Below are 14,195 nucleotides of genomic sequence, written 5' to 3'. Positions count from 1 at the left end.
ATGAACGACGTGCTCCGCCCCGACCCCGACGCGCTGCTCGCGCAGCTGCGCAGCGACGAGGCGCGCGCCCAGCGCGGCAAGCTGCGCATCTACTTCGGCGCCAGCGCGGGCGTCGGCAAGACATGGGCCATGCTCAGCGCGGCGCAGCGCGAGCGGGCTGCGGGGCGCGATGTGCTGATCGGCGTGGTCGAGACCCATGGCCGCAGCGAGACCGCCGCGCTGCTCTCGGGGTTGGAGGCGCTGCCGCTGCGCGAGCTGGACTACCGCGGGCGCACGCTCGCCGAGTTCGACCTCGATGCAGCGCTCGCGCGCAAGCCCGCCGTGCTGCTGGTCGACGAGCTGGCCCACACCAACGCCCCCGGCTCGCGCCACGCCAAGCGCTGGCAGGACGTGCAGGAGCTGCTGTCCGCCGGCATCGAAGTGTGGTCGGCGCTGAACGTGCAGCACCTCGAGAGCCTCAACGGCACGGTCGGCGCCATCACCGGCGTGCGCGTGCACGAGACCGTGCCCGACACCGTGCTCGACGAGGCCGACGAGGTGGTGCTGGTCGACGTCACGCCCGACGAGCTCACCGCGCGGCTCGCGGCCGGCAAGGTCTACCTGCCGCAGCAGGCCGAGCGTGCGGCGCAGAACTTCTTCCGCAAGGGCAACCTCATCGCCCTGCGCGAGATCGCGCTGCGGCGCACCGCCGAACACGTGGAAGACGACGTGCGCGGCTGGCGTGTGGAGCAATCGGGGGCGGTCGGAAGCGGGCGCGACCTGCAGGCCTGGAACACATCGGGTGCGATCCTCGCGTGCGTCGGCCCGCACGAAGGCGCGGCGCAGACGGTGCGCACGGCGGCGCGGCTCGCGGGGCAGCTCAACGTGCGCTGGCATGCGGCGTATGTCGAGACACCTCGATTGCAGCGGCTGGCCGCCACCGAGCGCGACCGCATCCTTGCGGTGCTCAAGCTCGCCGAAGAACTGGGCGCGGCCACGGCGGTGCTCACCGGCTCCGACGTGGCCGAGCAGCTGGCCGAACAGGCGAGGCGCCTGAACTGCGCCACGCTGGTGCTGGGCCGCCCGCAGCCCGAGGCCGGCTGGCGGCGCTGGCGGCCCGGGAAGACGGTGCCGCTCGCGCGCACGCTGGCGCAGCGCGCACCGGCGCTCGACATCATGGAAGTCGCGCCCGCCGAAAGCTCGCGCCGGCTCTCTCGCGCGCCGCTGCAGGGCGCGAGCATCGACAGCGACGACCACGAGAAGGCGCCCATCCACTGGCCCGGCTATGCATGGGCGACGGCCACAAGCGTCGCGCTCACGCTGGTCTGCACGCCGCTGGCCAACGTGCTGGAGCTGTCGAACATCGTCATGCTGTTCCTGCTCGGCGTGGTGGGCGTGGCGATGCGCTTCGGGCGCGGGCCGTCGGCGCTGGCGGCATTGCTCAACGTCGCGGCCTTCGACTACTTCTTCGTGCCGCCGCGCCTGTCGTTCGCGGTGAGCGACGTGCAGTACGTGCTGACCTTCGCGATCATGCTCGGCGTGGGCCTGCTGGTGGGGCAGCTCACGGCCGGGCTGCGTTTCGCGGCGGGCGTGTCGACCAGCCGCGAGCGGCGCGCGCGATCGCTGTTCGAGCTCACGCGCGAGCTCTCGGCGGCGCTGGAGAGCTCGCAGGTGGTCGCGCTCGGCACGGCCGCCGTGCGGGGCCATTTCGGCGGCGATGCGCTGGTGCTGGTGACCGACGCGGCCGACCAGCTCGTGATGCCCGCCGACGCGCCCGACGGCTTCGATGCGCAGGTGGCCGACTGGGCCTTCCGCCATGGCCAGAGCGCGGGCCTCGCCACCGCCACCCTCGCGGCCCAGCCCTGGCACTACGTGCCGCTGCGCGCGCCGATGCGCGTTCGCGGCGTGCTCGCGCTCTCGCCCGCGCAGCCGCGCTGGCTGCTCATTCCCGAACAGGCGCAGCAGCTCGACACGCTGGCGCGGCAGATCGCCATCGCGCTGGAACGCGTGCACTACGTCGAGGTGGCGCAGCAGGCCGTGGTCGAAATGGAGTCGGAGCGGCTACGCAACGCGCTGCTGGGCGCCATCTCGCACGACGTGCGCACGCCGCTCACCGCGCTCATCGCGCTGGCCGAGTCCCTGCAGACATTGCCGCCCGAGGAGCACGCCAACGCCGCGCGCGCCATCGTCGCGCAGGCGCATGAGCTGCATGCGCTGGTGAGCAACCTGCTCGACATGGCGCGGCTCGAAAGCGGCATCGCCGGCGGAGCGGTGAACCTGCGGCGCGACTGGCAGTCGGTGGAGGAGGTGGTGGGCTCGGCCATCCGTGCGGCCCGCACCTCGCTGGGCGGCATCGTGGTGCAGACCGCGCTCGACCCCGGGCTGCCGCTGGTCGAGTTCGACGCGGTGCTCATCGAGCGCGTGCTGGTCAACCTGCTGGAGAACGCCACCAAGTACGGCGCGCCGCCCATCGTGGTCGGCGCGCGTGCCGAGCCCGGCGCGCTGGTGCTGACCGTGCGCGACCACGGCCCCGGCCTGCCGGCCGCGCTGCTGGGCCATGAACAGAAGCTCTTCGACAAGTTCACGCGCGGCGAGGCCGAATCCGCCACGCCGGGCGTGGGCCTGGGCCTGGCGATCTGCAAGGCGGTGGTGAGCGCGCATGGGGGCGAGATCGCCGCCGAGAATGCGCGCGATGGCGGTGCAGAATTCACCGTCACGATCCCACGGCGTGAGCCACCCGAGCCTGCCGAAGCCCAACTCTGAACCCATGCCTTCTCCCACCGCCATCGTTATCGAAGACGAGCCGCAGATCCGCCGGTTCGTGCGCGGCGCCCTGGAAGCCGAAGGCTGGGTGGTGCACGAGGCCGGCACCCTGCGCGACGGCCTCGCCGCGGCAGGCACGCGCCAGCCCGACCTGCTCGTGCTCGACCTCGGCCTGCCCGACGGCGACGGCGTCTCGCTGATCCGCGACGTGCGCGGCTGGTCGGCCGTGCCGATCATCGTGCTGTCGGCACGCACCGACGAAGCCGACAAGATCGCCGCCCTCGACGCCGGCGCCGACGACTATCTCACCAAGCCCTTCGGCACCGGCGAGCTCCTGGCCCGCGTGCGCGCCAACCTGCGCCGCCCGCGTGCCGCCAGCAGCACGGAAGAAGCGGCACCCGAGGCGCTGTTCCGCTTCGGCGAGATCGAACTCGACCGCTCCGCGCGCCTCGTGCGCCGCGCCGGCGCCGAAGTGCACCTCACGCCGACTGAATACCGCCTGCTGTCGGTGCTCGTCGCGAACGCGGGACGCGTGCTGACGCAGCGCCAGCTGCTGCGCGAAGTGTGGGGCCCGTCGTACACCGACCAGAGCCACTACCTGCGGATCTACATGGGGCACCTGCGGCAGAAGCTGGAGGCCGATCCGGCGCAGCCGAAGCATCTGCTGACGGAGACGGCGGTGGGGTATCGGCTGGTAGTCTAGGGGCCGCCCCCGTGACTTCGGGCCAACACTGCGCATCGCGGTGCTTGCGTTTGTTAACCGACATCTCCACAATCCCGTCCACCATGAAATTCACTCAAGCCATCGAGGCGTTCATCGCCACCTGACATCGCCTTCGATCGCGTCCTGAAGGCGTTGCGCGCCTTCCGGTATTGAAAGACCCCGGCAGGTTCGTCCTTCCGGGGTTTTGTTTTTTCTGATCCTCATCCTCACAACGCCATGCGTACCTACGACAAGCTGATCGCCACGATTCGCCTCCGCCGGAGCGTGGACACCGTGCGCCCGGGCTCCGGCCGCCGCATCGCTAACCAGCACGACGCCGTTCGTCGCTAGCCCTTCAGGCGAATTTTTCATGCCTGGGGCCGGCGCGTGCCAACCAGGCTTTCGAAGCAAGGCGGCTCGACGCGTGCTTCGAATCAATGAAAAGAAAGATTCGTCATGAACCCGAAACCCAGAAACCTCCGCAACATCGGCATCATTGCCCACGTCGACGCGGGCAAGACCACGACCACCGAGCGCATCCTGTTCCATGCGGGCGAGAGCCATCGCATCGGCGACGTGAGCCGCGGCACCGCGCGCATGGACTTCGAGCCGCAGGAACAGACACGCGGCATCACCATCAGCAGCGCGGCCATCACGGTGCACTGGAACGGGGCGCAGATCAACCTGATCGACACGCCCGGCCACATCGACTTCAACATCGAAGTGAACCGTTCGCTGCGCGTGCTCGACGGTGCCGTCGTGGTGTTCGACGGCGTGGCGGGCGTGGAGCCCCAGTCCGAGACGAACTGGCGCCTCGCGGACAGGTACCGCGTGCCGCGCATCGCCTTCGTCAACAAGCTCGACCGCCTCGGTGCCGACTTCCTGCGCGTCGTCGCGATGATGGAAGAGCGCCTGGGCGTGAAGGCCTTGGCGGTGCAGCTGCCCATAGGCGCAGAAGGCGACTTCCGTGGCGTGGTCGACGTCGTCGGCATGCGCGCGCTCGTGTGGGACAAGGACGATGCGAGCCAGCCGTATAGCGTGGCCGACGTGCCTGCCGAAATGCTGGCTGCGGCGCAGCGCCACCGCGCGGCGCTCGTGGAGCTCGCCGTCGAGCAGGATGAAGCGGCGATGGTCGCCTACCTGTACGGCGAAGAGCCATCGGCCGAGGTGCTGCGCGCATGCATCCGAAAGGGCGTGCTGGCCGGTGCCTTCGTGCCGGTGCTTGCGGGTTCGGCGTATCGCAATCGCGGCGTCGAACCGCTGCTCGATGCTGTCGTCGACTGGCTGCCGAAGCCGGGTGAAGTGGGCTCGGCCAGCGATTCGCAGGCGCCGTTCGCGGCGCTCGCGTTCAAGATCGCCAGCGACGACCACGGCGCGATGACGTTCGTGCGTGTCTACAGCGGCAGGCTCAGGCGTGGCGACACGGTGCTGAATGCCGCGACGGGCCGCATGGAACGCGCGGCGCGGCTGTACGAAGTGCATGCGGACGACCGCATCGAACGCGACGAGCTCGTGGCCGGCGACATCGCCGCCATCGTCGGGCTGAAGGACACGCTGACCGGTCACACGTTGTGTGACCGGAATCATCCGGTGCATCTGGAGGAGATCACCGTGCCCGAGCCCGTGATCCACGTCGCGATCGAGCCGAAGGCGCAGGCCGACCAGCAGTCGCTGTCGAAGGCGCTGCAGGCCATGCTGCGGGAAGACCCCAGCCTGCAGCTGAGGCAGGACGCCGAATCGGGCCAGACGATCCTGTCGGGCATGGGCGAGCTGCAGCTCGATGTGTCCATCGAGAAACTGCGCGCGAAGTACGGCGTCGAAGTGTCGGTGGGACGGCCCCAGGTCGCCTATCGGGAAACGATAGTTAGAGAAACGGAGGTGCACCATGTGCACAAGAAGCAGACCGGCGGCCCCGGTCAGTTCGCCGAGCTGAGGCTGCGCATTGCGCCGCTGGCGCGAGGCGAAGGCATCGTGTTCGATAGCCAGGTGGTGGGCGGCGTCATTCCGCGCGAGTTCATTCCCGCGGTCGAGGCCGGCATCCGCCGCGCCGCGCAATCGGGCGTGGTGGCCGGCTTCCCTTGCGTGGACTTCATTGCCACGCTGGTGGACGGCAGCCACCATGAGCGCGATTCGTCGGCGATGGCGTTCGAACTGGCCGCAGGCGCCGCGTTCCGCGAAGCGGCCGCGCAAGCCGAGCCGCTGGTGCTGGAGCCGGTGATGTCGGTGGAAGTCATCACGCCAGCCGACTACCTGGGCGACTGCATCGGCGATCTGACCCGTCGGCGCGGCATGGTTCGCGGCCAGGCTATGCGCGGCAACGCCGCCGTCGTCGAGGCACATGTGCCGCTGAAGGAGATGTTCGGCTACATCGGCAACCTGCGCGCGCTGTCTTCGGGCCGTGCGCAGTACACGATGCAGTTCGACCACTACGCAGTGGCGCCTGCGAACGAGATGGCCACGCTCGTGAAGAGCTGATGGCCCTGGAAGGGCGGTCCCTCGGGACCGCCCTTTTTTTCTTCAGGACGAGACCGTCAGACCGTGATGCCCTTGTTCGGATTCAGCAGGAACTTCTCCCCCGTAGCCTGCTTGCCATACACGCCGATGGCATCGAGCTGCAGCATCTCCACCAGCGACACCTCGCGCGTGTAGTGGCTCGCGAACGTGGTCTTCAGTTCGGCAACCACGCGGGCCTTCAGGCGCTGCGTGCCGGCGTCGCCAAGGCGCTGCAGGAAGGGGAACAGCAGCCAGCCGCCCATGCCCCAGGTCATGCCGAAGTTGCGCACGACCTCGGTCGGGCTGCGGTCGAGGCCGCCGTAGATGTAGACCTGCTTGTGGGTGTTGGAGCCGTAGCGGCTGTATTCCTTGGCGGTGCGGTTGATGGCGGCTTCCATGCAGCCGAGGATCTGGCCGGCGAGCTTGCCGCCGCCGATGGCGTCGAAGGCCAGGGTGGCGCCGGTCTCGGCGAGGGCCTGGGTCAGGTCCTCGATGAAGGTGGGCGAGCTCGAATTGCACACGTACTTGGCGCCGAGGCTGCGCAGCAGGTCTTCCTGGTCCTGCTTGCGCACGATGTTGACGAGCGCGATGCCGTCCTTCTGGCAGATCTTGTTGAGCATCTGGCCCAGGTTGGACGCGGCGGCGGTGTGCACCAGCGCCTTGTGGCCTTCCATGCGCATGGTTTCGACCATGCTCAGCGAGGTGAGGGGGTTGACGAAGCACGAGGCGCCTTCGGCCGGCGTGGTGCCCGCCGGCAGCTCCATGCACTGGGCGGCGGCTAGGCAGCGGTACTGCGAATACATCGCGCCGCCGATGGCGGCCACCGTCTTGCCGAGCAGCGCCTGCGCCTGCGGCGAGGAGCCTGCCTTCACCACCACGCCCGCGCCTTCGTTGCCGACGGGCATCGATTCGTCGAGCCGCGCCTTCATGGCGGGCAGCACGCGCTCGGGCACGGTGGCGGTGACGACGGGGCGATCGGCGGTGCCGGAGGCCTTGGCGGTGCTCATGTCGGCCGCGCCGAAAAGCAGGCCCAGGTCGGACGGATTGAGCGGCGATGCCTCGACGCGGATCACCACTTCGTGGGCCTGCGGCTCGGGGATGGGGTCGTCGTGCAGCGAGAGTTCGAGTTCGCCGCTGGAACGAATGAGGGAGCGGATTTGCAGTGCCATGGGAGGTCCCTTCTGGTCAGGTTCGCGGATGGCCTTCGGCCACGGGGCGGCCAGTATAGGAGCGGGTTCCGCGGCCTGCTGGCGCCTTCAGGACACCACCGCAATCGCAGGCGCCTGGGCCAGCGCGTCGCGCATGGCGGCCGGATCGAGCCGCTCGATGTAGCGCGGGATGTTGCGCCACAGCGTGTGGTAGCCGTAGCCGCCGCGCAGCATCTCGTGGCGGGCGCTGTCCTTGTCCCAGTCCTGCAGCGCCATGCGGTAGACCGCCGCGACCACGCCGGTGCGGTCGGCGCCGTGCATGCAGTGGATGAGCACCGGGCCCTGCTTCTCGGCCGCGCGGATGGCCTGCAGCGCGCGCAGAACCTTGGCGTCGTCGATGGACCAGGTGTTGATCGGCACGCGCACCAGCCGGATGCCGCTGCCGGCGAACACCTTGCGGTCGTCGTTGAATGAACGCAGGCTCACTACGGTGCGGATGCCCAGCGACTGCAGCGCGGCGAGATTCGAGCGCTTCGGCTGCGCGCTGCGGTACAGCGTGGGCGTGATGCGGTGCAGGTTCTCCACGCCCAGCGCGTCCAGCGGATCGGCCCAATGGCCGGGGCGCGGCGCCTCGGCGATGGGCTCCTGCCCGCGTTCCCTGCGTTTTCTTCTGCTGCTGCTCATCGGCTGCCCTTGCGCGGCCAGTGCCGCGTCGCCAGGATGATCGCCGCCACCGCGAGCCCGCCCCAGTAGTCCACGGGCGCGCCCCACAGCCAGTGCTTGTGCCAGAAAGCGTCCACCGGGTTGAAGCGCTCCCAGCCGAAGGCCGGGTTGATGAGGAACCAGGTGAAGTCCTCGCAGACCCAGAACACGATCAGGCCCGCCACCGCCAACCCCACGTCGCGCCAGGTCCATCGGCCGTTGAAGGCCAGCGGCGAGAAGAACACCAGCGCCATGAAGGTGAAGACCCAGGCGTGGTAGCCCGTCATCGCGCGGCCGCCCCAGAAGATGTCGAGCCAGATGCTGTTCTCGATGCGCCATGTGGGAAGCGAGGTGGCCCAGCCGGCGCCGCCTTCGATCTGGATCTCGGCATTGGCGAAGAAGAAGGCCATGACGATGACCCAGACGAGGTAGCCGAGCGTGCGGGCCACGCTCGTCTTTTCGGTGGCGGGGCTCATGCGGGCGTCCCGAGAACGTGATGCAGCACCGATCGCGCGGCCTGCGGCTTGCCCAGCGCTCGGCTGCGAGTCGCCATGCTCGCGAGCTTGGCGGCATCAGCCATGAGGCGCGCCACCTTGTAGTCGAGGCCGATGGCGTCGTAGGCGAGCCATGCGGCGCCTTCCTCCATGAGGAAGCCGGCGTTGTGTTCTTCCTGCCCCGGAATCGGCGAGATCAGCAGCATCGGCTTGCCCAGCGCCAGGCATTCCGACACCGTGAGGCCGCCGGGCTTTGTCACCACCAGGTCGGACGCTGCCATCATCCTGTGCATCTCGTTGGTGAAGCCGATGGCCGCCACGCGGCCCGGGTGGCGCCTGGCCAGCGCTTCGAGCCTGCCGTGCGCCTCCGCGTTGCGGCCCGCCACGGCGATCACCTGGAAGTCGTTCGGCTTCCCGTCGGGCCCGCCCATGCCGAGCACGCGCTCGACCATGCTCGGCAGGTCGCCGACGCCGGCGCCGCCCGACACCATGAGCAGCACCGGCCGCGAAGGGTCGAGGCCAAGTCCGGCCACGCAGGCGTCACGCGCCAGCGCGGGCGCATCGGGTTCGGAGAAGGCGGGCATCACCGGAATGCCCGTGACGTGGATGCGCTCGGCCGGAATGCCGCGCGCTCGCAGGCGGAAAGCCACTTCCTCCGTCGCGGCCAGGTAGCCCGTCATGCCCGGTACCAGCCACATGTTGTGCAGGTCGTAGTCGGTGATCTGAAGCCACACGGGGTAGTCGATGCGACCCCGGTTGCGCTCGCGCATCAGCAGCTCGGCGGGCAGGAAGTGCGTGCAGATCACCGCGTCAGGCTTCTCGCGGCGGATCTCGCGTACCAGCGCGCCGGTGCTCAGCCGCTCGATGCCTCGGCGCAGGCGCTGCGAGGGCGCATGGTGCGGCGTGACGTCGGTGCGCTGGTGCAGGTACGACCACAGCTCGGGCGCGCGATTCACGAGCTGGATGTACCAGTCGGTGTAGACCTTGCGGAACCCCGCGGCCACGTGGGCCATCGCGTCGATGTGGACCGCCGTGCAGGGCGGAGCGAGGGACTGCGCGGTGGCGGCGAGCGCCTGTGCTGCACGCACGTGGCCGTTGCCGGCACTCACGCTGAGGATCAGGAGTTTGGTCATGGAATCCGGGAGTTGCGCGGATTATGGCGATGCCGTGTGGCAGCCGATTCCGCGCACTCCCGGGGCACGACCCCGCAGGCTCAAAGCGGCGCGCGCGAGGTGATCAGCTGGCCGACGCCGGCAGCAGCCCGCTCACGCACAGCCTCGAAGCTGGTGCTCTCCACGATGCGCCCGTTCTCGAACACGGTCTGCAGCAGATCGGCCTGGTCAGGTCCGAGCGTTTCCTCGCGCAGGGTACGCACCTCGCCACCTTCGCCGCGCACCAGCGCAAGCCGCCCCTTCTTCGAAGCCTTGCCCACGTCTCCAACAGGCGACTTGTACACGTCGCGCCACTCGCCGTTCACCTGCATCGCCGAGCACTTCATCGCCCACTGCATGGTGTCGCGGTTGACCTGCTGCAGCAGCCCGCCGCCCATGCCGAAGGCGATGTTCTCCGCCGAGAAACCGTTGTGATAGAAGTTCGACAGGCACAGCCGTAGCGAGTCGAGCGTCACGCCGTCGCCCTGGATGATGCGCACGTTGTTCAGCACGCGAAAGCCCTTGGCGTTGGTCGTGGTGCCGAAGCGGTCGGCCAGGATGCGCGCAACCTGCAACGTGGTCTCGGCCGGGTCGCCCGAGTCGGGCCGCACCACCAGCGTCGCGCCCGAGGTCACCACCTTCGCCTTCAGCTCCTCGCCCCAGATGCGGGCGCAGGCGTTGAAGATGTCGTAGCTGTCGCTCACCACCGCGAAGGTCGCACCGGGCTTGCCGAACTGATCGACCATGTTGCTGTACGCGTCCGATTCATGCTCCCGGCCCCAGCCGGTGATGGTGCTGTGCTCGGCTGCGGGAATCGAGAAGCCCGCCACGTCGCAGTCGTAGTAGCGGCGCGCGGCGACCAGCGCGGCCAGCGTGTCGGTGCCCATGAAGTTCACCAGGTGCGCCATGCCGCCGAGCGCGGCCGATTCGAGGCTCGACACGCCGCGCGCGCCGAAGTCGTGCAGCCTGAAGGCGATCTGCCCCTGCGGGTCGTCGCAGGTCGCTTCCAGGTAGCGCAGCAGCGTGGTGCGCGCGGCGGCCGAGAGCGTGGCGACCGTGGTGGGGTACCAGATGGCGCGAAGCAGCTCGGTCTCGAGGAAGCTCGTGACCCAGAAGAACTCGGGGTCGGTGTTCTCGATGGTGGCGAGCACGTTGTGCACCGGCATCACGCTGCCTTCGGGCACGGCGCGGATGCGCACCGGCATCAGTCCGCCGTGCTTCTCGATCAGCCGCAGCCAGCCCTCGCGGTTGAAGGGCTCGCCGTGCACGGCCATGAGCGCTGCGGCTTCCTCGACGTCGTCGCGCGTCACCGGCGTCTGCAGGTATTCGCGCAGGTAGGCCTGCAGCCCGAAGAACAGCGAGTGGCTGAAGATGCCGCCGCGAGACTCGATGTAGCTGTACACGGTCTGCGTGCCGGGCGGGTACTGCATCCAGTGCGAGACCTTGTACGAGTCGGTGCGCAGCAGCAGGTTGTTGCCCAGGGGCGTGGAATTGAGATTGCGGTTCATGTGAAAGCTCCTTTCACGCTGGCCCCGTCAACCGGGGCCGTTCTTGCTGACAAGGCCGGGGCATTCAGTTCTTGCCCAGCCCACCCAAAAAATGATTCGCGATGAAGAAGTGGTCTTCGTAGATGCGCTCCTGCATGTCGAGGAACTCGGCGATGGGCACCCAGCGCACCTCGGCCGCGTCGTCGTCGGCGCGCACTTCCGAAAGGCCCGTCCACTGGTTGTGCGCCAGCTCGAAGAAGAAGCCGTGCGTGATGGTTCGGCCGCGCTGCGAGCGGTCGGGCGCGTCGAACACATGGCTGGCCTTCATGCTGCCGTTGAGCACGGGCACCGGCACCTTCAGGCGCGTTTCCTCCTTCAGCTCGCGGATGGCGGCGTCCTGCAGCCGCTCGTGCTGGCCGACGAAGCCGCCGGGCAGCGCCCAGGTGCCCTTGCCGGGATGGAACTTGCGCTGCACCAGCAGGATGTGGCCGGCCTCGACCACCACCGCATCGACCGTGGTGTAGATCGGCGGGAATTCGCTGCCCGCATAGCGGTACTTGTCGCGGTAGTCGGCGAGGAAGGCGCGCTCCTCGCAGAGCTCTGCGTAGTCGACCGTGCGGGTGAACTGGTCGAGAAAGGCCGCGGTGCCGTCGGGCAGGTCGGCACGGGCGAGCTGGCCGCGGTTCTCGGGGTCGAAGTAGAGGCTGCGCACGTCGGTGGCGTTGAGGCTCTCCACGCTGTTCTGGCCGACGAATTCCCAGTGCGGGAAGAGCTTGAGATAGTAGCTCGACGCGTCCTTCAGGTGCCCCACCAGCGCCACCTTGGCCTTCGCGGGCGCATGGCCGTCCTGCGCGATGAGCCGCTCGACAGCCGACTGGATCGACGCGATCCAGAGCTGGTCGTTGTAGGGCGAGTCGCCCACGCCGACCACGCTCACGCGCATCTGCTCGGTGCCGCGAAGGCAGGCGCGCACCATGCGTTCGCGTTCGTCGAAGGTGAAGGGGTTCTTGACGCTGCGCGGCTGCCGGTCGGAGCCGACCACCACGATGACCCGCTCGGCGGCGCGAAGGCCTTCCTCGATGAGTCGTTGATGTCCGAAATGAACGGGCTGGAAACGCCCGATGACGATGGCGTATTGGTACTTGCGTGTGCTCACTTGGGAATCCCCCAAAAATGACGCGATCAACTCGCGTCCGGGTTCAGGATAGCATCGGTGCCGCCCATTGATCAAGCCTGAGATGACCGAGCCTTCCACTTCTCCCGCCGATGCCGTGCGCCTGAACAAGCGCATGGCCGATCTCAAGCTGTGCTCGCGCCGCGAAGCCGACGAATGGATCGCCAACGGCTGGGTGAAGGTCAACGGCAGGCCGGCCGAGATGGGCGTGAAGGTCACGCCGGCCGACCGCATCGAGGTCGACAAGGCTGCCAAGGGGCAGCAGGCGAACCAGGTCACCATCCTCATCAACAAGCCCATCGGCTACGTGAGCGGGCAGGCCGAGGACGGGCACGACCCTGCGGTCAAGCTCTTCACGCCGCAGAACCGCTGGGCCGACGACAACGCGCGCTTCTTCTTCAGCCCCAAGCAGCTGCGCGGCCTCGCGCCCTGCGGCCGGCTCGACATCGATTCCACTGGCCTGCTGGTGATGACGCAGGACGGCCGCATCGCGCGCCAGCTCATCGGCGAGGACTCGACGATGGAAAAGGAGTACCTCGTGCGCGTGGCCTACCACGGCCTGGGCCAGCCCGCGCCCACCGGCCAGTTGGTGCGGCTGGACGACGACGACCCTGTCACCACCAACGTGCAGGCGGTCTTTCCGAAGGCCATGCTCGCGAAGCTGCGCCACGGCCTGAGCCTCGACGGCCAGGCCCTGAAGCCCGCGCGAGTCGACTGGCAGAACCCCGAGCAGCTGCGCTTCGTGCTCACCGAAGGCAAGAAGCGGCAGATCCGCCGCATGTGCGAGCTGGTCGGCCTGAAGGTGGTCGGCCTGAAGCGCGTGCGCATCGGCCGGGTGATGCTCGGCAACCTGCCGCTGGGGCAATGGCGATACCTCGCGCCGCACGAGAAGTTCTGAGCCTGCGCGCGCTGAACCGCTCCACGCTGGCGCGGCAGGTGCTGCTGGAGCGGCGCAAGCTGTCGGTGCCTCAGGCCATCGAGCGGCTGGCCGGGCTGCAGGCGCAGGCACCGAATCCGCCCTATATCGGCCTCTGGAGCCGCATCGAAGGCTTCCGGCGCGACCAGCTCACCGAGGCGCTGCGCAAGCGCCGCATCGTTCGCATGTCGACCTTGCGCGCGACGCTGCACCTGATGACCGCGCAGGACGCGCTGGCATGGCGTCCGCTGCTGGAGCCCGTGCACCAGCGTGGCCTGCTGGGCAGCACGCACAAGAAGGAACTCGAAGGGCTCGATCGCGCGGCGGTGATCGCGGCGGGGCGCGCACTGCTCGGCGAACAGCCGCGCACCGGCGCCGAGCTCGGCCAGGCGCTGGGCCTTCGGTGGACCGGCCGCGAAGCCGCTTCGCTCGCCGCGCTGATCCGCAACAACCTGCCGCTCGTGCACCTGCCCCCGGCCGGCACCTGGAACTCGCACCAGAACGCGGTGCTGCAGCCCCTGGGCGACTGGCTCGGAGAGGCTGTGGAAGCCGCCCCTGCCACGCAGGACGACATGCTGCTGCGCTACCTCGCCGCCTTAGGCCCCGCCACGCTGGCCGATGCCGGCGCATGGTCGGGCCTCACGGGATGGAAGGCGGTTGCCGAACGCCTGCGGCCGCAGTTGCGCGTGTTCGCGGGCGAAGACGGCCAGGAGCTCTTCGACCTGCCCCGCGCGCCGCGCCCCGACCCCGACACGCCCGCGCCGCCGCGCCTGGTGGCCGAGTGGGACAACCTGCTGCTCTCGCATGCCGACCGCAGCCGCATCCTCAGCAAGGCGCATCGCGCCCGCGTGTTCACACTCAATGGCATCGTGCGCGGCACGGTGCTGCTCGACGGCTTTGTGGCGGGCACCTGGAAGATCGAGCGAGGGAAGCTGAAGGACGGGAACACCGCCACCGTGCTGCTGGAGCCCTTCGGCCGCTGGTCGAAGGCCGACCGCGCCGGGGTGGAGAAGGAAGCTCTCGACCTGCTGGCCTTCGCCTCGGACGGCGAGGGCGAGCGCCACGCCGTGCGCCTGGCCTGACCCGGCCGTGGTCCCGGCCATTGCCCCCGCGCCGCGCCCGCCGCCTAAGCGTGCTCTAAGTATTCGTGCCTACTCTGCGCCACGGCGCAGGCTCTTCCGATCA

The 14,195-nt window shown here is 69.0% G+C and carries 11 protein-coding genes; 5 read left to right on the top strand and 6 right to left on the bottom strand.

What is annotated here, in order from left to right; all coding sequences use genetic code 11:
• The 3 genes from ABL843_RS29510 to fusA all read left to right on the top strand — a co-directional run bounded on the left by ABL843_RS29510 (position 1) and on the right by fusA (position 5,920).
• On the top strand, positions 1-2,742 hold the full coding sequence (locus tag ABL843_RS29510) for a DUF4118 domain-containing protein (RefSeq protein ID WP_418118326.1): 2,742 nt from the start codon (positions 1-3) through the stop codon (positions 2,740-2,742).
• 4 nt (positions 2,743-2,746) lie between these two features.
• Positions 2,747-3,445, top strand: a complete 699-nt coding sequence (gene kdpE / locus ABL843_RS29505; protein ID WP_395317883.1) for a two-component system response regulator KdpE — start codon at positions 2,747-2,749, stop codon at positions 3,443-3,445.
• Between the two features lie 456 nt (positions 3,446-3,901).
• Positions 3,902-5,920, top strand: a complete 2,019-nt coding sequence (fusA, locus tag ABL843_RS29500) for an elongation factor G (RefSeq protein ID WP_418118325.1) — start codon at positions 3,902-3,904, stop codon at positions 5,918-5,920.
• Positions 5,921-5,976: 56 nt separating this feature from the next.
• Here fusA and ABL843_RS29495 read toward each other — a convergent pair whose 3' ends face one another.
• The 6 genes from ABL843_RS29495 to ABL843_RS29470 all read right to left on the bottom strand — a co-directional run bounded on the left by ABL843_RS29495 (position 5,977) and on the right by ABL843_RS29470 (position 12,076).
• The gene (locus ABL843_RS29495) at positions 5,977-7,107 is read right to left on the bottom strand and encodes a zinc-binding dehydrogenase (protein WP_418118324.1); all 1,131 of its coding nucleotides are present in this window, start codon (positions 7,105-7,107) and stop codon (positions 5,977-5,979) included.
• 87 nt (positions 7,108-7,194) lie between these two features.
• Positions 7,195-7,770: a dual specificity protein phosphatase family protein gene (locus ABL843_RS29490; RefSeq protein ID WP_418118323.1), complete on the bottom strand. Its 576-nt coding sequence runs from the start codon at positions 7,768-7,770 to the stop codon at positions 7,195-7,197.
• Positions 7,767-8,264: a hypothetical protein gene (locus ABL843_RS29485; RefSeq protein WP_418118322.1), complete on the bottom strand. Its 498-nt coding sequence runs from the start codon at positions 8,262-8,264 to the stop codon at positions 7,767-7,769. Before ABL843_RS29485 ends, ABL843_RS29490 begins: the two co-directional genes overlap by 4 nt.
• Positions 8,261-9,415, bottom strand: a complete 1,155-nt coding sequence (locus ABL843_RS29480; protein WP_418118321.1) for an MGDG synthase family glycosyltransferase — start codon at positions 9,413-9,415, stop codon at positions 8,261-8,263. Before ABL843_RS29480 ends, ABL843_RS29485 begins: the two co-directional genes overlap by 4 nt.
• Before the next feature lie 80 nt (positions 9,416-9,495).
• Entirely contained in the window at positions 9,496-10,941 is a 1,446-nt protein-coding gene (locus ABL843_RS29475) for a nicotinate phosphoribosyltransferase (protein WP_418118320.1), read from the bottom strand.
• A 64-nt stretch (positions 10,942-11,005) separates the two neighbouring features.
• Entirely contained in the window at positions 11,006-12,076 is a 1,071-nt protein-coding gene (locus ABL843_RS29470; RefSeq protein WP_418118319.1) for a bifunctional nicotinamide-nucleotide adenylyltransferase/Nudix hydroxylase, read from the bottom strand.
• Positions 12,077-12,158: 82 nt separating this feature from the next.
• Between ABL843_RS29470 and ABL843_RS29465 the strand changes: the two genes are divergently transcribed.
• Positions 12,159-12,992 carry a pseudouridine synthase gene (locus ABL843_RS29465; RefSeq protein WP_418118317.1) on the top strand — a complete coding sequence of 278 codons (834 nt, stop codon included), beginning with the start codon at positions 12,159-12,161 and terminating at the stop codon, positions 12,990-12,992.
• Positions 12,959-14,092 (top strand): winged helix DNA-binding domain-containing protein, encoded by a 1,134-nt coding sequence (locus ABL843_RS29460; RefSeq protein ID WP_418118316.1) that lies wholly within the window; start codon positions 12,959-12,961, stop codon positions 14,090-14,092. The genes ABL843_RS29465 and ABL843_RS29460 overlap by 34 nt, the downstream gene beginning before the upstream one ends.
• Positions 14,093-14,195: the final 103 nt, after the last annotated feature.

The sequence above is a fragment of the Variovorax sp. 350MFTsu5.1 genome (assembly GCF_048302515.1).
In the GTDB taxonomy this organism is placed as follows: Bacteria; Pseudomonadota; Gammaproteobacteria; order Burkholderiales; family Burkholderiaceae_C; genus Variovorax; species Variovorax guangxiensis.
The sequence above is the reverse complement of the archived record's forward strand: the minus strand, read 5'-3'. Positions and strand labels throughout refer to the sequence as shown.

Coding starts and splice junctions, on each gene's coding strand:
- ABL843_RS29510 (WP_418118326.1), top strand. CDS start 1: ATGAACGACGTGCTCCGCCCCGACCCCGACGCGCTGCTCGCGCAGCTG.
- kdpE (WP_395317883.1), top strand. CDS start 2,747: ATGCCTTCTCCCACCGCCATCGTTATCGAAGACGAGCCGCAGATCCGC.
- fusA (WP_418118325.1), top strand. CDS start 3,902: ATGAACCCGAAACCCAGAAACCTCCGCAACATCGGCATCATTGCCCAC.
- ABL843_RS29495 (WP_418118324.1), bottom strand. CDS start 7,107: ATGGCACTGCAAATCCGCTCCCTCATTCGTTCCAGCGGCGAACTCGAA.
- ABL843_RS29490 (WP_418118323.1), bottom strand. CDS start 7,770: ATGAGCAGCAGCAGAAGAAAACGCAGGGAACGCGGGCAGGAGCCCATC.
- ABL843_RS29485 (WP_418118322.1), bottom strand. CDS start 8,264: ATGAGCCCCGCCACCGAAAAGACGAGCGTGGCCCGCACGCTCGGCTAC.
- ABL843_RS29480 (WP_418118321.1), bottom strand. CDS start 9,415: ATGACCAAACTCCTGATCCTCAGCGTGAGTGCCGGCAACGGCCACGTG.
- ABL843_RS29475 (WP_418118320.1), bottom strand. CDS start 10,941: ATGAACCGCAATCTCAATTCCACGCCCCTGGGCAACAACCTGCTGCTG.
- ABL843_RS29465 (WP_418118317.1), top strand. CDS start 12,159: ATGACCGAGCCTTCCACTTCTCCCGCCGATGCCGTGCGCCTGAACAAG.
- ABL843_RS29460 (WP_418118316.1), top strand. CDS start 12,959: ATGGCGATACCTCGCGCCGCACGAGAAGTTCTGAGCCTGCGCGCGCTG.